Genomic DNA, 17,267 nt, shown 5'->3' with positions numbered 1-17,267 from the left:
GCGCCCGTGCCGGCGCCGATGATCGAATGGCCGGAGGCGGGCGCGGTGCGGACCGCGCGCTGGCGCTCGCCGGGCGGCGCCCCGGCGCCGCGCCGCGTGCTGGCCACGGACGACACGCTGACGGCGGACGCCGCCTACCGCCTGGCCTGCGAAGGCACGGCGCTGCTCTGGCGCGGCGACTTCCAGAACGCCCGGCAGCTGCTGCAGGCGCTGACCCGGCGCGTCGACCGGAAGGCGCGCGCCGGCGGCAAGCCTGGCAGCGGCTCCGGCGCGCCGTTCCCGGAAGCCTTTCACCGCAAGCGCATGGCCCAGGCGCAGCGCGCGCGGGTGCTCGGCATGCTGCTGATCCCGTTCGACGCCGGCCACCTGATCCCGCTGCGGCGGGCGCCCGACGTGCGCGACGCCTGCACGGAAGCCCTGGGGCCGGCCGACGCGCCGTACGTCATGTCGCTGCGCGAACTGCTCGGCGTGATCGGCGCGCACGAGTGGCGACGGAAGGGCGTGCCCATTCCGGCCCTGGGCGGCCGCATCCATCCCCATTACGGCGTGTTCTCGCCGGTGCGCGGCGAATACGTGGCGCTGGTCGGCGACGCGCCGTTGCCGGCCGCGGCGGCGAACGGCCCGGCTTTCGACGTCGGCACCGGCACCGGCGTCCTGGCGGCGGTGCTCGCCCGGCGCGGCGTCCGCCGCGTGGTGGCGACCGACCAGGACGAGCGGGCGCTCGCCTGCGCCCGCGACAACGTCGTGCGGCTCGGCCTGGACGGCGCGGTCGTGGTGGTCAAGGCCGACCTCTTCCCGCCGGGCCGCGCGCCGCTCGTCGTGTGCAATCCGCCGTGGGTGCCGGGCAAGCCGAGCTCGGCGCTCGAATACGCGGTCTACGACCCGGACAGCCGCATGCTGCGCGGCTTTCTCGCCGGACTCGCCGCGCATCTCGAACCGGGCGGGGAAGGCTGGCTGATCCTCTCCGACCTTGCCGAACATCTCAAATTGCGCTCGCGCGAGGACTTGTTGGCGTGGATCGGAGAGGCCGGCCTGCAAGTGCTCGGCCGCCACGACGTGCGCCCGACGCACGCCAAGGCGGCCGATCCCGACGATCCGCTGCACGCCGCGCGGGCGGCGGAAGTCACTTCGCTGTGGCGGCTCGGCGCGGCCTGAGCGCGGCGATCTGCCGGTCATGCCGGCGGGCGAGGCAGAGCAGCGCCGCGATGCCGCCGATCAGCGCGCACAGCATGTCCGACTGCGTGTCCCAGGCATAGCCCTGCGTGGCGAGAAACTCGTCGGCGTTCTGCCCGATCAGCTCGGCGACCCACCACTCGATCAGCTCGTAGAACGCGCTGATCGCCAGCACCACGCACAGCACCAGGAAGTGGAGCATGCGCCGGCCCCGCACGTAAGCGCCGCGGATCAGGATCTCGCGGGCGGCCAGCGCCGGCACGAAGCCCTGGAAGAAATGCCCGATCTTGTCGTAGGGATTGCGCTCGCCGCCCAGCAGGTCGGCCAGCTGGAAGCCGAGCGGGACGCGGGCATAGGTGTAGGTGCCGCCGACGATCAGCACGATCGCATGCACGAAGATCCAGAAGTAGAGCAGACCGGTCAGCGGGTAGCAGCGCCAGGTCGGCACCAGCACGGCCAGCGCGATCACCACCGGCGCCACTTCCAGCGCCCAGGTGGCCCGGTCGTAGGGCGCCACGCCCGACCAGGCGAGCAGTCCCGCCAGGCCCAGGGCGGCGGCGACGAGCAGGGGAGAAGGGCGGTCGTCCATGGGGGCGCATTGTAACGCGGCGGCCGGGGCGATCACATGAATGCTGTGCGCGTCAACTCCTCCCCCTTCAAGGGGGAGGTTGGGAGGGGGATGGGGTTCCGCTGCGATGCCATGAGCGAGTCGACCTCTCTTACCCATCCCCACCCCGGCCCAGCAGTGCTGGCTTAACAAAGCCAGCCCGTTCGGACGGCGCAGAGCAGTGCTCTGCGAAACCCCGTCCTCACCCCCTTGAAGGGGAGGGAGGGCATGTTCCTGCGCCTGCCACGCGCGGCGGCCGCAGCGGCACGGGTACAATGCCGCCCATGAAATCGCTCAGAGAACTCTACTGTCCGGGCATCGGCCCGTCGAGCAGCCACACCATGGGGCCGCGGCGCGCGGCCGAATCGTTCCGGGCCGAGATGCTCCAGGCCGGCGTGTTCGGCGCGGCGGCGCGGGTCCGCGTCACGCTGTACGGCAGCCTGGCCGCCACCGGGCGGGGGCACCTGACCGACGTCGCCGTCGGCCGGCCGTTCGTGCCGCTGCCGGTCGAGATCGTCTGGCGCGCGGAGGAGACCTTGCCGCGCCATCCCAACGGAATGCGCTTCGAGACGCTTGGCGATGGCGGCGACGTACTGCTGGCGCGGAGCGTCTATTCGGTGGGCGGCGGCGCGCTGCTCGACGAGGCGGGCGCGCCGTTCGGCGCCGACGCCGGCGGCGACGTCTATCCTTACGTCTGCATGCGCGACGTCCTCGATCTCTGCGAGCGCGAGCGGCTCGGCTTCTGGGAAGTGGTGCGCCGCTGCGAGGGCGACGGCATCGATGCCTTTCTCGCCGGCATCTGGAGCGCGATGAAGCAGGCCGTCGCCGCCGGCCTCGACGCCGAAGGACGATTGCCGGGCACGCTGCAGGTGCCGCGCAAGGCGTCGGCCTACCACGCGCGGGCGCGGGGCGCGGCCGGGCATTTCGGCAAGACGGCGTTGTTGTTCGCCTATGCCCTGGCGGTGTCCGAGGAAAACGCGGCCGGCGGCGAGGTGGTCACGGCGCCGACCTGCGGGGCCTGCGGCGTGCTGCCGGCGGTGCTGCTCTTCCTGCAGCGGCAGTCGCGGCTGCCGGACCGGAAGATCATGCGCGCCCTGGCCACGGCCGGGTTGGTCGGCAATCTCGTCAAGCGCAACGCCTCGATCTCCGGCGCCGAGGTCGGCTGCCAGGGCGAGGTCGGCACGGCCTGCGCGATGGCCGCCGCGGCGGCGGCGCAACTGCTCGGCGGTTCGGTGCGCCAGATCGAATACGCGGCGGAAATGGGCCTGGAACATCATCTCGGGCTGACCTGCGACCCGATCGGCGGCTACGTGCAGATCCCCTGCATCGAGCGCAACGCCATCGCCGCCGTGCGCGCCGTGGACTGCGCGACCTATGCGCTGCTTTCCGACGGACAGCACCTGGTGTCCTTCGACGAAGTGGTGCAGACCATGTGGGAGACCGGCCGCGACATGAAGGCCGGCTACCGCGAGACCGCCGAGGGCGGCCTCGCCAAGGTCTATCGCATGACCGGGCTGGGCGGCAAGCCGTCGCCGTTCGCCGGCATGGGCAGCTGAGCGGCCGCTGCCGGCCGGCGGGGCGCGTCCCCCGCCCGCTCCGGCGCGGCGCCTACTGTTCCGCTTCTTCCTGCGGCGCCTGCGCCGCCATGTCCATCGGGTTGAACAGCTGGTCGTTGATATGCAGCTGGCCGCCCTTGAACGAGAGACGGCTCTTGAGCATGCCGTTTTCCAGCGTGGCGTAGCCGCGCCGGACGAAGGCGTCGACCTTGCGCTCGGCCTCCTCGCGCGCCGCCTCCTCGCTTTCCGCTTTGCCGCCGGCCAGCTTTACGGCCAGCGTGCTCGGCATGACCACTTCGGCGGCGGCGTCGAGCTTGCGGACCAGCATCAACGGGTTGGCGAAATCCTCGGCCTTCGCTTCGGCCAGCCGGACGCTGGCGCTGAGCTTGGCCTCTCCCTCGGGCAGGCGGAAGGCGATCCGGTCGATGGACAGCACGGGGGCGTCGAGCAGCAGCCCGACGAACTTGTCCTTCATCGGCGCCACGGCCTGCAGCAGCTGTTGCTGATCCTGCAGCGTTTCCGGCGGTTTGGCGTACAGCGCCATGATGTCGCGGTAGAGCGCCATCAGCTTGCGGGCGTGCAGATGCTTGACCGAAAAATCGTAGGCGGCCGGGCCGTAGTCCTGCTCGCCGACGCGCACGCCGGCGGCGCCGCTGCGCACGGTCAGGTCGATGAATTCGCCGTCGGCGGCGGTCTGCTCGTCGTACTGGAGTCCCTTGAGCGCGATCGCCGGACCTTTCGCCTGGCCGTCGGCCTGGCCCGGTGCGACGGTCAATCCGGCCAGCGCGATGCGCTGCGAGCCGGCGTAGAGCAGCGGCTCGTCGGTGAAGACGCGCTGCTGGCGGGCTTCGAAGCTCAGGCCGGCGAGGGCCAGGCGAGGGCCGTCCGGGTCGGCCAGTTCGAAGCGCGGAGCGCTGCCCTGCATCGAATAGCGTTCCATGCGGCGGGTGAAATCGACGGTCATTTCCAGCCCGTCGCCCGACAGCGTGGCCGTGCTGCCTTCGGTCCGGCCGGGCAGGACGAGCTTGAACGGCGGACTGGCGATGGTGCCCCGGCCGCCGCCGGAAAAGTCGTACAGCGTCCGGATTTCCGCCGCCGGCTTGCCGCCGAAGGCTTCCAGCACCATCTTCTGGATCGCCTCGTCGAACTCGACGACGGTGGTGGCGCTGCCGGCGGCAAAGGCGCTGAAGTCCGGAAAGGGGCCATGCCGGACGGCGGTCTTGAAGGTGACGCGCAGCGGCGGGAAGGGCGCCGGGGCCGGGGCGGCCGGCTGCGCTTGCGGCGCTTCCGGCGTGGCCCCGTCCGCCGGCGGGCGGGCCGGCGCGGGCGGGACGACCGGCATGCGGAACAGCGGCGAGAATTCGACGGTGAGCGTTTCGCTGGCGTCAAACACGCCGCGTTCGTAGTCATGGCGGATCAGCTTGAGGTAGGGCAGCGCGGCGAGCTGCGCGTCGAGTTCGGCGTGCGCCGCCTCGATCTGCCGGCCGAAGTACCACGCGGACGCCGGGTAGGCGGCGGCCAGCACGGCCACGGCGGCCAAGGGAACGGCGAGGGTCATGTTTTTTCGCTTCAATGCGGTCTCCTGACGGGTTGCGGCGCGGTGCCGGACGTTCGTGACGGCATTCGCCGCTGCGCGCGGCGAATGCCGCAGGCATTGTATCCCATCGTGCTGGCGAAGTGGCCCGCCGCGCGTTCCGGCGATGATTCCACCCGCATCGGCGGGCGGGGCGGACTCAGTGCACCGACTTCGGCGTTTCCGGCGTGCGGCTGAACAGGAGGTCGATGTCCTCCTTGGCGAAGCGGTACTCGTGGTTGGAGAGTTCGTCGTGGATGACGATGACGCCGTTTTTCTTGAGGTTGGCGTACACGTCCTCGCGCCCCAGCGCGAGCAGCATGTTGCGCACCTTGCCCGGGTCCGGCGGGCAGTCGTTGGTCGCCGGCCGGGCGTCGAACACGCGCACGGTCTCCTCGTGGAACAGGCGGGTCAGCAAATCCTCGTCGGAGAGACCGAGCAGTTCCTCGGGCCGGACCGTGGCGGCCAGCGCCTCGATGCGCGCCCAGCCGTCGGGATCGCGCTGGTCGGTGGTGGGCATCTTCTGCACGAACAGGCCGGCCGCGCCGGCCGGCGAGGCGGCCAGGAAGAAGCGCGAGGTCAGTTGCTCGGAGCGGCGCAGATAGTTTTCGAAGACTTCGGCGATCGTCCCGCCTTCGAGCGGCACGACGCTCTGGTAGGGCTCGCGCCGCGCGGGCGTGTCCAGCGACAGCGTCAGCTGGCCCTGCCCGAGCAGGTCGAGCGCCGGCGCGGCGGCGATGCCTTCGGCGTGATGGGCCATGCAGCGCAGGTTCAGCCGCTCGCTGCAGTCGATCACCAGCAGCGACACCGGGCCGCTGCCGCGCAGCTGGATGGTCAGCCGGCCCGGCTGCTTGAGGTTGTCGGCCAGCAGCACGGTGGTCGCGGTCATCTGGCCGAGCAGGTCGACGACCGGCGCGGGATAGCCGCGTCCGGTCATCAACTGCCGCCAGACGGCGTCGAGGCGCACCACCGCGCCGCGGATGTCCAGGTCGTCGAACAGGAAGCGGCGCACGGTATCGCTCATGGGGTGAGTTCCTTGGCGTAGCGGTCGGCGTCGAAGCCGACCAGCAGGGCTTGGCCGGTGTCGAGCACCGGCCGCTTGATCAGGGCCGGATGGCGCGCCATCAGCGCGAGGGCCTTGGCCTCGTCGACGTCGGCGCGTTCGTCCTCGGCCAGCTTCCGCCACGTCAGCCCGCGCGTGTTGAGCAGCGTTTTCCAGCCGGCGCGGCGGTTCCAGTCGGGCAGCCGCGCCTCGGCGACGCCGGGTTGCTTGTAATCGACGAATGCGTAGGCCACGCCGTTGGCGTCCAGCCAGGCGAAGGCCTTTTTCATGGTGTCGCAGTTCCTGATACCGTAGATGCGGCACGTGGTTTCTTGCGGGGTCGGGGTCATGGTTCGTTGGGCGGTGTGAGACGTTACCCGCATTCTAGCAGGCCGCCTCCCGGCTCCCGGCTCGGGCCGGCCGCGCCGTCGGCGAGCCATGCGTCGGAAAAAAATGCGGGCGCGGTCGTGTCCAGCGCCGCGCCCGCCAATCGACGCATTCAGTACTGTCGGGCCTCAGTCGGCGAAGCTGATCACGCCTTTGACGACTTCGTTCGGGTTGTCCATGTTGAACAGGATGCTTTCCGCGATCTGCTCGAACGGGAAGACGTGCGAGACGATGTTCTTCAACGGGATGACGCCCGATTCGACCGCCCGGATCGCCGTCGGGTAATGGTTGCGGTAGCGGAAGATCGTTTCCAGGCGGGCCTCGCGCGCGGCCAGCGTACCGACGTCCAGGCCGATGACCGGATCGGCGGCCATGCCGACCATCACCACCACGCCGTTGGGCGCGACCACCCGCGTGGCCTGCAGGGCGGTGACCGGACTGCCGGCCGCGTCGAAGACCACGTCGCAGCCGCCCGTCGCCATCAGCGCGGCGACCGCGTCTTCCCAGTCGCCGCGGATGACCCGCCGGGCGCCGAGTTCGAGGGCCTTGTCCAGGCGCTTCTGGACCACGTCGACGACGGTGACGTCGACCACGCCGACGGCTTTCAGGACCAGCAGCGTGACCAGGCCGATGCATCCGGACCCGAAGATGACCGCGCTCTGCCCCAACCGGGCGCCCGATTTCTCGACGGCGTACAGCCCGACGGACAGGGGTTCGCACAGGCCGCCCTCCAGCGTGCCGACGTTGGCGGGCAGCTTGAAGCACATCTTGGCCGGGTGCGAGACGTATTCGCAGAACACGCCGTCGCGCTCGTGCGGGATGGCCATGAACGACATCTCCGGGCAGAGGTTGTAGTGCCCGGTCATGCAATTCCGGCACGCGCCGCAGGGCACGCCGGGCTCCAGGGCCACGGTGTCGCCGACGGCGAAGCCGCGGACGCCGGCGCCGAGTTCGACGACCTCGCCGGCGGATTCGTGTCCCAGGATCAGCGGCGCGTCGACCACCCAGTTGCCCAGGCGTCCGTCCTTGAGAAAGTGCATGTCGGAACCGCAAATGCCGACGTGCCGCACCTTGACCAGCAGTTCGCCCGGCGCCGCGCTCGGGCGGGGGCGTTCCTCCATGCGGATTTCGCGCGGGGCGTGCATCACCGCGGCTTTCATCGTGAGTCCCATATCAGGCTCCATTGGTGGGTGGGGAAGGGCCGCGCGCGGCGCGGGCGGTTTCATCGCCGCGCCGGCCGCGCGAGCCGTCGCTTACTTGTCCAGGACGAACGGGGACGAGTACTTGCCGACGTTTTCCTTGGTGATCAGCAGGCAGTCGAACAGCTGCTTCTCGCTCTTGGCCCCGGTTTTCCCGGTGCGGATGAACGAATCCGCCTGCTGCACGCTGGCCGCCGCGAAGGTCGCCACCGGCTGCAGGACGGTGTAGGCCAGCTCGCCGCTCTTGACCGCCGCCACGGCGTCTGGCGAGCCGTCGAAGCCGCCGACCACCACGTCCTTGAGCTTGCCGGCCTTCTTCAGGGCCGCGATCGCGCCCAGCGCCATTTCGTCGTTGCCGCTGATCACGCCGGTGATGTCGGGATGCGCCTGCAGCATGGACTGCATCTTGTTGTGGCCTTGCGTGCGGTCCCAGTTGGCGACTTCCGCGGCGACCCGGTTCAGGCCGGGGTACTGGCTCAGCACCGTCTTGTAGCCGTTGGAGCGGGTCGCGGCGTTGTTGTCGGACGGCGAGCCGAGGATTTCGACGAACTTGCCCTTGTCGCCCATGATCTTCACCCACTGCTGCGCGCCGAGTGCGGCACCCTGGGCGTTGTTCGACACCAGTTGCGCCTTGGCCAAGCCTTCCTTGTTGATTTCGGCGTTGACCAGGAAGACCGGGATGTTGGCGGCCACCGCCTTCTGCACGGCGCCGACCGAGCCGCTGGCGTTGGCCGGGTCGAGAATGATGGCGACCGACTTGTTGGTGATGGCCGTGTCAACCAGCCTGCTCTCGGTGTTGGTGTCGCCGACGTGCGCGCCGACGACCGCCGAATACCCCAGCTTTTCGGCGGTGGCCTTGGCGATCTGGCCTTCGGTGAACCAGTAGGGATTGGCCGGGTCGTGCACGATGATGGTCATCAGGCCCTTGCCCTGCGCCAGCGCGGCGCCGGCCATGAGCGGGGTGAGCAGCAGCGCGGCGATCAATTTACGTCGAGTCGTCCCAAACATTTCTACGTCTCCTTGGTGGCTTCGTTTCACGGTGCCGAGCGAACGGCGGAAGTTCATCAGTCGAGCCTGCCTGCGGGCTCGCGCTGAGGAAGGGGCGGCGCGCCGGCCGCGGTGGCGGCGCGCCTTGGCCGATGGCCGTATTGGATCGAGTTGAGCAGCACGGCGAGCACGATCACCGCGCCGGTGAACACGGTCTGCCAGTAGGCGGACACGCCGATGATCACCAGCCCGTCCGAGAGAAAGCCGATGACGAAGGCGCCGAGCAGCGTGCCGCGCACGTTGCCGCGGCCGCCGGTCAGCGCCGCGCCGCCGACCACGACGGCGGCGATGGCGGTCAGTTCGTAGGTCGTGCCGGCGGTCGGGCCCGCCGAGGTGAGCTGCGAGGAGAGGACCAGCCCGGCAATCGCCGCGCAGACGCCGGAGAGCACGTAAACCGTGATCGTGGTGAATTTGACCGGCACGCCCGACAGTTCCGCCGCGCGCGCGTTGCCGCCCGTCGCATAGACCCAGCGGCCGAAGGCGGTGCGGTTGAGCAGCACGACGGCGATCAGCGCGACCACGACCAGGATCAGCACGCCGATCGGCACGTTGAGCAGGCGGTTGAAGCCGAGCCAGTCGAAGCCCGTGTTGCCGAGCGCGGGCGCGCCGCCGAGGTTGTTGTAGGTCAGGCCATTGGTGAGCAGCAGCGCCACCCCGCGCGCCACATAGAGGACGCCGAGCGTGGCGACGAAGGCGGGCACCTTGCAGTAGGCGATGAGCACGCCGTTGACCGCGCCGACGAAGGCGCCGAGCGCGCAGGTCATGACCACTACCGCCCACACCGGCGGGTAGAGTACCGCGCCGAGCGCCTTCAGGGGCACGCCCTGCATCAGCGCGCCCGCCACCACGCCGCACAGGCCGAGCGTCGAGCCGACCGACAGGTCGATGCCGCCCGTCAGGATGACGATCAGCATGCCGATCGCCAGCAGGCCGTAGATCGCCACGTGCGAGGCCATGGTCAGGAAATTGCCGGCCGAGAAATAGACGGGCGAGAGCAGCGAGAACACCGCCACGATGACGATCAGGGCGAAGAACGCCCGTCCCTCGAGAAGCAGCCTCACCAGGTCGAAGCCGTCCCCGGCGGCGGCCTGCGGAATGCCCTGGACGACTTTTTGCGCTGCGGTCATGCGATCCTCCTTGTGGTCCTTGTCATGCGGCCACGGCTTCGCCGGAGGCGGCCATGATCCGTTCCTTGCTTGCTCCGGCGCCGAATTCGGCCGAGATCCGTCCGCGCCGCATCACGATGATCCGGTGCGCGACGCCCAGGCATTCGCCGACCTCCGAGGTCGAGTAGATGACCGCCAGCCCCTGCCGGGCCCGCTCGGCCACCAGGCGGAACACCTCGGTCTTGGCGCCGACGTCGATACCCCGGCTCGGTTCGTCGAGCAGCAGCACCTTGGGATGGGTGGCCAGCATCTTGCCGATCACCACCTTCTGCTGGTTGCCGCCCGAGAGCGAGCCGATGGCGGCCGCTCCGTCGCGGGTCTTGATGGTGACGCGGCGGATCGCGTCGTCGACCAGTTCCCGCTCGCGCCGCGTCGAGGTGAACAGGCCCTGGACGAACGCGCCGATGCTGGCCAGCGACAGGTTCTGCCCGACCGACAGGGTCTGCACCAGTCCGTCGCGCTGGCGATCCTCGGGCACCAGCGCGAGTCCGCGGGCGATCCGTTCGGCGATGGTCAGCCCGGCCAGGTCCCGTCCTTCGAGCAGCACCCGCCCGTTCACCAGCTCGCCGCGTCCGGCCACTGCCTCCAGGAGTTCGGTGCGGCCGGCGCCCATCAGGCCGTAGATGCAGACGATCTCGCCGGCGCGCACCTGCAGCGACAGGTGGTCGACCACATTGGCGCCGGAGGCCTCGGTGACCACCGCGTCCTTGATCGACAGCGCGACCTCGCTGAACTCGTAGCCGCCCGGCGGGCTGCCGAGATCGAAGTTGTCGCCGACCATGTGGCGGACGATCCAGGCGAGGTCGATCTCCGCGCGCGGCGCCTTCGCCGTCATGTTGCCGTCGCGCAGGACGACGGCGTGGTCGGTGATCTGCAGCGCCTCTTCCAGGTGGTGCGAGATGTAGACGATCGATACGCCGCGCGAGGTCAGGTCGCGGATCACCTTGAACAGGGCGTCCACCTCGGATGCCGAGAGCGCCGAGGTCGGCTCGTCCATGATCAGGATGCGGCTGTTCACCGACAGTGCGCGCGCGATCTCGACGATCTGCTGCTGGCCCAGGCGGAGCGCCTCGACCGGCGTCAGGGGATCGATGTCCTCTTCGAGCTCCGCCATCAACCGGCGGGCGATCCGGGCTTCCTCGGCGAAGTCGACGCCGGTGGGCGTGCGGATTTCGCGCCCCATGAAGATGTTGTCGCGCACCGAGAGATTCGGCGCCAGGCTCAACTCCTGGTGGATGATCGAGATGCCGCGCTCGCGCGCGTCCGCCGCCGAAGTGAGGACCACCGGCCGGCCGTCGAGGATGATCTCGCCGGAGGTCGGCGGCTGGATGCCCGCCAGGATCTTCATCAGCGTCGATTTGCCCGCGCCGTTCTCGCCGAACAGCGTCGTGACCTGACCGCGATGGATGTCGAAGTTCACGCCGTTCAGGGCGCGCACGCTGCCGAAGGATTTGGCGACGTTGCGGGCCGACAGCACGACTTCGCCGTCGGCGCGCGAGTCCACGGGCGAGGGGTTCATGGCGCGACCTTCAAGCGTACCGGCGTGACCAGCCAGTTGGCGGGATTGATCAACTGGAACACGCCGACGACCTCGATCGTCCGGCCGCTCAGCGCGTCGCGGTCCAGGCCGGCGAGCACCTGCGCCTTGACCTCGTCGTTGAGCGCGGCGCCCGCGTCCTGGTATTCGATCTGGTTGGTGAATTGGCCGAAGCTGATCGTGCCGGTGGCGTCGCGCACCTCGGTGCCGTTGATCGCTGGCCCGGTCTGGACCCGGACGCCGACATTTCCCGGCATGCCGCCGATCCTGACCGCGAAGACGCCGCCGCTGCCCTCGCCGACCACGCCGCTGAAGCGGATCGGGAAGATCGGGCCGATGCCGCCGGGCTTGCCGTGCTTTTCGCCGGCCGCGGCCGGATCGGCGGCGATCGCCGCCGCCAGGTCTTTCGCGTCGACCGCGGCCTGCTCGATCTCGGCCTGGATGCGCGCGAATTCCTTCTTTCCGAAGGCTTCGGCCGAGAAGACGTTAACGTGCGTCTGCTCGACCGGCACGACCTGGGTGTCGAGCGCCATGGCGGCGAGCAGGACGGCGGCGACGGCCGGCAGCGCGAACCGGCGCAGACGCGGACCGGCACGGCGCTCCGCTGTCATGGCGTCCGGGCTGCATTGGGCGGGCGGGGATCTCATGCGTGACGTCTCCTTCAAGGCCTGAGCAGCACCTTGATCGAATCCATCGACTGGGCGACCTTCAGCGCCTCGTCCCACTCGGAGAGCTTGTAGCTGTGCGTGACGACGCCCTTGGAGGTGCATAGGCCCCGGTTGAGCAGATCGATGGCCACCGGGTAGCAGTCGCCCGAGAGATGGGCGCCGCGCATGTCGAGGTGCTTTTCCTCGCCGATGATCGACCAGTTCAACCGTCGTCTCGTGGCCGAAGACGCTGAATTCGACGAAGCGGCCCAGCTTGCGGATCATCTGCAGCCCCTGGGTCACGCCGCCCGGATGGCCGGTGGCCTCGATATAGACATCGCAGCCGTAGCCGTCGGTCATGTCCTTGACGATGCGCACCGCGTCCTCGCGCGACGGATTGATGACCACGTCGGCGCCGAACTTCTTCGCCAGCGCCAGGCGATCGTCGGCCATGTCGATCACCACCAGGGTCTTCGGCGTCTTCAGCCGGGCGGCCTGCACCATGAACAGTCCGAGCGGCCCGGCGCCAGCGATCACCACCACGTCGGAGAACTGGATGTCGCCGCGGTTCACCGCATGGATCGAACACGATAGCGGCTCGATCACCGCGGCGTCCTCGAAGGACACCGTGTCGGGAATCTTGTGGATGACCGCGCGCGCCGACAGGCGCATGAATTCGGCCATGCCGCCGTCGGCGACCTCGCGCTGGAAGCCGTAGACGTCATGCACTTCGCACATCCAGCGGTGGCCGGTACGGCAATAGTGGCAACGGCCGCACGGCACGATCTGCTCCGCGACGACGCGGTCGCCGAGTTGGACCCGATGGAAGTCGGCCGCGCCCTCGCCGAGCTCGACGACCTCGCCCCAGAATTCGTGGCCGGAAATCACCGGCGCCTTGATGTAGGACGGGCGGCCGGCCTGCTCGTCGCCCCAGAAGCGCGGCGCGCCCGCCCAGCCCTTGCAGTCGCCCGCGCAGATGCCGCAGGACAGGATCTTGATGATCACTTCGCGTGGACCGGCGGCCGGACGCTTGACCCATTCGAGCCGATAGTTCCGGGGCGCGTGGCAGACCACGGCCAGCATTTCCTCATCGTGATAGTTCATGGCGACTTCTCCTCGTGGTTGGTTTCGATCGACGCTGGACAGCGTCGCGCTGGCAGTTCTCTCATCGTTTGGAAAATGACTTTGAATTAAGACTTTTCTTATTTCTGTATCTGATATTAATAATGAGTTGTTTATAACAAATTGAATTTATTAAAAATTTAATATGCCATAGGTAGTTTTTATACCGAATGAAAAAGACCTATGGGATACTAATACACATGTAAAACAAATACAACAAATGTTTTTACTGGTTTCATGGGATATCTCGCGGCGCGGCGCGCGGCGGATTGCCCGCCGGGCCAGTCACGGCGCGGCCTGTAGCCGGACGAGCGGACGCCGTCGAACGCTATGGGCAAAGGGGAAAAGGAAATCCGGAGTCGTGGCGCCCGAGGGGCGCATTCCGGGCTATCCATGCGGCAAGGTCGGCCGCCGTCTATGTGCCTGGTTGTTTCCGGAAGAAGACGGAAAAAGATCGGCGAGGCCGGCGCGGACCTCGCCGCCGGGCGTTACCGCGGCTTGCCGCAGGAGTTAGGGGCCTGACTCGACGCTCTGGCGAAGGATGCCGGGCGGCGGCGGCCGCCGGCCCGGCTGGAGAAGGCTTACTTCAGCGCCGCCTGGATGACGTTTTCGGCCTTGGCGATGCGCTGCATCAGGGCCTCGGACGGTGTCTTGTCGAGCACCAGCGCGCAGCAGGCGGCGAGTTCGCCCTCGAAGATGGTGTTTTCCATCTCCTCGATGTTGATGCCCTCGGCGCGCAGCTCGCCGAGCACGCTGGCCAGGACGCCGACGCGGTTGTAGTGGCGGATGACCAGCGGCACGCCGCTGTGCAGCTTGCGCGGATTGACCGCGTTGACCGGCTTGCCGGTCTCCAGGAAGGTCTTCGCCACGCGCACGGTTTCCTCGGCGATGGCTTCCTCGGCCTGGTCGGTGGAGGCGCCGATGTGCGGCGAGGCGGCGGCCAGCCGACCGGCGAGTTCGGTGTCGGCGAACGGGGCTTCGCCGCCCGCGGGCTCGTTCTCGAACACGTCGAGCGCGGCGCGGATCTTGCCGGCGGCGAGCGCCGCCTTCAGCGCGGCACCGTCGACGACTTCGCTGCGCGCGGTGTTGACGAACAGCGCGCCTTTCCTCATGCGTTCGAAGAAGGCGCCGCCGAGCAGGCCGCGGGTGTCCTTGGACAGCGCGAGGTGCACGCTGACGGCGTCGACGCTCTCGGCCAACTCTTCGAGCGTGGCGCAGTAGCCGACGCCGAGCGCCTTGGCGCGGGCCGGCGTCAGGCTGCGCGACCAGCCGACGACGTTCATTTCCAGCCCGAGCGCGCGGCGGGCCACGGCGCAGCCGATGCTGCCCAGGCCGACGACGCCGAGCGTGCGGCCTTTCAGGCCGCGCGCCTTGCCGTATTCCTTCTTGCGCCATTGGCCGGCGCGCAGGTCGATCAGCGCCTCGGGGATGCGGCGGTCGGCGGCGATCAGCAGGCCGATCGCCAGTTCGGCGACCGCGTCGGTGTTCTTGCCGGGACAGTTGGCGACGTAGATGCCTTTTTCGCTGGCCTTCTTGATGTCGATGGTATTGACGCCGGCGCCGGCGCGGATGATCAGCGACAGCGAGCTCCCCGCCTCGATGGCCGCGGCGGTGACCTGCTTGGAGCGGACGATCAGTATTTCCACCCCGGCGAGCGCCGCGGGCAGCGCCTCGGCGGACAGGTCGGGTTCGAGCGCCACCTCGCAGCCCAGCGACTGCAAGTCGGCGACCATCTTGGCGGATACCTTGTCGGCAATCAGGATCTTCATGGAAACTCCCTCATGGGTAATGATTCGGGTTGTTTTCGCATGCCGTCCAGTGCGACTGCGCCTTGCATTCTTCCCGGACAGCTCGCAGGCCAGCGACTCGTGACCGGGCCTGCGGCGCGATTGTCCGAGCAGCTTAATGCCGCCTTGCCGGGGCCGCAACGTCTATCGGCCGATCAGCCGCCCGCCTTGCGCCGGACGCAGTCGAGATAGGCTTCGCCGTCCATCGGCGCGTTGTTCCGCTGCGCGCGCCAGAGCGTCTCGCCGAGGCATTCCATGATGGCGTGCTCGGCGTCGTGCACGTCCAGCGTGCGGCGCAGGGCGGCATACGCGGCCTTGATGCCCGGCGGCTGGTCGATGCTGATCTGCTCGGCGATCGCCAGGTGCAGCGAGAGGTGCAGGAAGGGGTTCATCTGCCCGCCCTCGGGCGTGAACTCGCGTTCGACCGCCGCCTGCGGGTCCTCCAGCAGGGCGTGGTACTCGGGGTGCTCGGCGATCAGGTCGGCCGCCGTCGCCTCGGCGCCTTCTAGGACCAGGCGCTCGCGGTGCTTGCGCCAGGATTCGCAGAAGAAGCGGCGGACTTGTTCGCGGGATGGATTGAACATGCAGGCTTAGACCCGCAGGGCGCCGATCAGGTTGCGGATGTCGGTTTCGCCTTGGGCCAGCATCCAGGCTTCCATGCCCTCGGCGATCTGCTGCGCGGCGCCCGGCGTGATGAAGCTGGCGGTGCCGACCTGCACGGCGGTGGCGCCGGCGAGGATGAACTCGATCGCGTCGGTCGCGGTCATGATGCCGCCGATGCCGATGATCGGCAGTTTCACCGCGCGGGACACGGCCCAGACCATGCGCAGGGCGATGGGCTTGACCGCCGGTCCGGAGAGGCCGCCGGTGAAGTTGGCGAGCACCGGGCGGCGCGTACCGAGGTCGATGGCCATGCCGATCAGGGTGTTGATCATCGACAGCGAATCGGCGCCGGCGTCGGCGCAGGCCTTGGCCATCGCCACGATGTCGGTGACGTTGGGCGAGAGCTTGACGATCAGGGGCTTCTTGGTCGCCTTGCGGCAGGCGGCGACGATGCCGGCGGCGCTGGTCGGGTCGGTGCCGAAGACGATGCCGCCGTGCTTGACGTTGGGACAGGAGATGTTCATTTCCAGCGCGGCGATTTCCGGCAGTTCGTCGAGCCGGCCGGCCATTTCGGCGTATTCGTTGACGGTGTCGCCGAAGAAGTTGGCGATGCACGGCGTGTTGACGGTGCGGATGAACGGCAGCTTCTTCTCGATGAAGGCCTCGATGCCGACGTTCTGCAGGCCGATGGCGTTGAGCATGCCGCCGGGCGTCTCGACGATGCGCGGCGTCGGATTGCCGGGGCGCGGGCGCAGCGACAGGCCCTTGGTGATGTAGGCGCCGAGCTTGGTGAGGTCGACGTACTCGGAGAATTCCTCGCCGTAGCCGAAGGTGCCGGAGGCGGTCATCACCGGGTTGCGCAGGTCGAGGCCGGCGCACGAAACGCGCATGTTTGGCTTGCTGGTGCTCATGTTCAGGCTCCCCACTGCAGTTCGCTGGCTTCGAAAACCGGTCCTTCGGTACAGACGCAGCGATAGTCCGGGGTTTGCGGCGAATGGTTCTTGCCGGTGGCGACGCAGCCGAGACAGGCGCCGACGCCGCAGGCCATGTAGCCTTCGAGCGAGACTTGGCAGGGCAGCTTGCGCTCGGCGGCGATCTTGGCCAGCGCGTGCAGCATGCCGTCCGGCCCGCAGGCGTAGAGCGTGGCCTTGCCGGCGAGCGCGTCGAGATGGCGGTTGAGGGCCACGGTGACGAAGCCCTTCGCCCCGTAGGAGCCGTCCTCGGTGGCGCAGTGGCATTTGACGCTGAGGCGTTCGAAATCGGTGAGGCACAACAGGTCGTCGCGCGTGCGGCCGCCGGCGAACAGGTGCACCGGCGACTTGCGCCGCACCAGTTCGGTGGCGAGCAGGTAGAGCGGCGCGAGGCCGATGCCGCCGCCGACCAGCAGTTTTTCCTCGTCGTCGCCGCCCATGTCGAAGCCGGTGCCGAGCGGGCCGAGGATGTCCACGGCGCTGCCCGCGCGCATCGTCGACAGCATGGCGGTGCCCTTGCCGACGACCTTGTAGAGCATCTCGAACCACACCTGCGCGACGCCGCCGGTTTCGTCCGTGCCGAGGTCGAAGACGGCCAGCGGCCGGCGCAGCAGCGGATCGAGGCCGCCGCCGATGCGCACCATGACGAACTGGCCCGGCGTGGCGGCGGCGAATTCGCGCGGGGCGGTCAGGCGGATGCGCCAGTAGTCGCGGGCGATCTCGACGTTGGACAGGATCTGTGAAGCGAATTGCATGGTGTGTCTCCAGCGGGTTTCGGTGTGGCGTGCGCACCCCGCCGCGCCCACGGCCGGTTGCGCCGGGGCAGGGGTCGAGGCGGTTTGCGCAAGGG

The 17,267-nt window shown here is 68.9% G+C and carries 15 protein-coding genes; 2 read left to right on the top strand and 13 right to left on the bottom strand.

Annotated elements, in window-relative coordinates; genetic code table 11:
• Positions 1-18: 18 nt before the first annotated feature.
• Positions 19-1,155, top strand: a complete 1,137-nt coding sequence (locus QM701_RS04825; RefSeq protein ID WP_415169346.1) for a methyltransferase — start codon at positions 19-21, stop codon at positions 1,153-1,155.
• Here the strand turns inward: QM701_RS04825 and QM701_RS04820 are convergent.
• Complete coding sequence (locus tag QM701_RS04820; RefSeq protein ID WP_415165954.1) at positions 1,124-1,762, bottom strand: DUF2238 domain-containing protein; 639 nt, start codon at positions 1,760-1,762, stop codon at positions 1,124-1,126. The two genes, QM701_RS04825 and QM701_RS04820, sit on opposite strands and share 32 nt — an antisense overlap.
• A 302-nt stretch (positions 1,763-2,064) precedes the next feature.
• Here QM701_RS04820 and QM701_RS04815 point away from each other — a divergent pair, with 302 nt between their 5' ends.
• Positions 2,065-3,336, top strand: coding sequence for an L-serine ammonia-lyase (locus QM701_RS04815; RefSeq protein WP_415165953.1), 1,272 nt, complete (start codon positions 2,065-2,067; stop codon positions 3,334-3,336).
• Positions 3,337-3,388: 52 nt separating this feature from the next.
• Here QM701_RS04815 and QM701_RS04810 read toward each other — a convergent pair whose 3' ends face one another.
• The 12 genes from QM701_RS04810 to QM701_RS04755 form a co-directional block, all read right to left on the bottom strand.
• Positions 3,389-4,909, bottom strand: a complete 1,521-nt coding sequence (locus tag QM701_RS04810) for a YdgA family protein (RefSeq protein WP_415165952.1) — start codon at positions 4,907-4,909, stop codon at positions 3,389-3,391.
• A gap of 160 nt (positions 4,910-5,069) precedes the next feature.
• Complete coding sequence (locus QM701_RS04805; protein ID WP_415165951.1) at positions 5,070-5,933, bottom strand: Hsp33 family molecular chaperone HslO; 864 nt, start codon at positions 5,931-5,933, stop codon at positions 5,070-5,072.
• A complete protein-coding gene (locus QM701_RS04800; RefSeq protein WP_415165950.1) occupies positions 5,930-6,241 on the bottom strand; it encodes a Spx/MgsR family RNA polymerase-binding regulatory protein in 312 nt (103 codons plus the stop codon). Before QM701_RS04800 ends, QM701_RS04805 begins: the two co-directional genes overlap by 4 nt.
• 225 nt (positions 6,242-6,466) lie before the next feature.
• Positions 6,467-7,510 carry an NAD(P)-dependent alcohol dehydrogenase gene (locus tag QM701_RS04795; RefSeq protein ID WP_415165949.1) on the bottom strand — a complete coding sequence of 348 codons (1,044 nt, stop codon included), beginning with the start codon at positions 7,508-7,510 and terminating at the stop codon, positions 6,467-6,469.
• 81 nt (positions 7,511-7,591) lie between these two features.
• On the bottom strand, positions 7,592-8,545 hold the full coding sequence (locus QM701_RS04790; RefSeq protein WP_415165948.1) for a D-ribose ABC transporter substrate-binding protein: 954 nt from the start codon (positions 8,543-8,545) through the stop codon (positions 7,592-7,594).
• A 56-nt stretch (positions 8,546-8,601) separates the two neighbouring features.
• Positions 8,602-9,711: an ABC transporter permease gene (locus QM701_RS04785; RefSeq protein ID WP_415165947.1), complete on the bottom strand. Its 1,110-nt coding sequence runs from the start codon at positions 9,709-9,711 to the stop codon at positions 8,602-8,604.
• Positions 9,712-9,733: 22 nt separating this feature from the next.
• A complete protein-coding gene (locus QM701_RS04780) occupies positions 9,734-11,269 on the bottom strand; it encodes a sugar ABC transporter ATP-binding protein (RefSeq protein ID WP_415165946.1) in 1,536 nt (511 codons plus the stop codon).
• On the bottom strand, positions 11,266-13,038 hold the full coding sequence (locus QM701_RS04775; RefSeq protein ID WP_415165945.1) for a DUF2291 family protein: 1,773 nt from the start codon (positions 13,036-13,038) through the stop codon (positions 11,266-11,268). Before QM701_RS04775 ends, QM701_RS04780 begins: the two co-directional genes overlap by 4 nt.
• A 599-nt stretch (positions 13,039-13,637) precedes the next feature.
• Complete coding sequence (locus QM701_RS04770; RefSeq protein WP_415165944.1) at positions 13,638-14,825, bottom strand: NAD(P)-dependent oxidoreductase; 1,188 nt, start codon at positions 14,823-14,825, stop codon at positions 13,638-13,640.
• Positions 14,826-14,998: 173 nt separating this feature from the next.
• Entirely contained in the window at positions 14,999-15,427 is a 429-nt protein-coding gene (locus QM701_RS04765; protein WP_415165943.1) for a DUF1841 family protein, read from the bottom strand.
• Between the two features lie 6 nt (positions 15,428-15,433).
• Positions 15,434-16,357, bottom strand: a complete 924-nt coding sequence (locus QM701_RS04760; RefSeq protein ID WP_415165942.1) for a dihydroorotate dehydrogenase — start codon at positions 16,355-16,357, stop codon at positions 15,434-15,436.
• 2 nt (positions 16,358-16,359) lie between these two features.
• Positions 16,360-17,172 carry a dihydroorotate dehydrogenase electron transfer subunit gene (locus tag QM701_RS04755; RefSeq protein WP_415165941.1) on the bottom strand — a complete coding sequence of 271 codons (813 nt, stop codon included), beginning with the start codon at positions 17,170-17,172 and terminating at the stop codon, positions 16,360-16,362.
• Positions 17,173-17,267 lie beyond the last annotated feature (95 nt).

Source organism: Propionivibrio sp. (assembly GCF_047602565.1).
Classification (GTDB): Bacteria; Pseudomonadota; Gammaproteobacteria; order Burkholderiales; family Rhodocyclaceae; genus Propionivibrio.
This window is presented reverse-complemented; position numbering and strand designations above follow the sequence as displayed.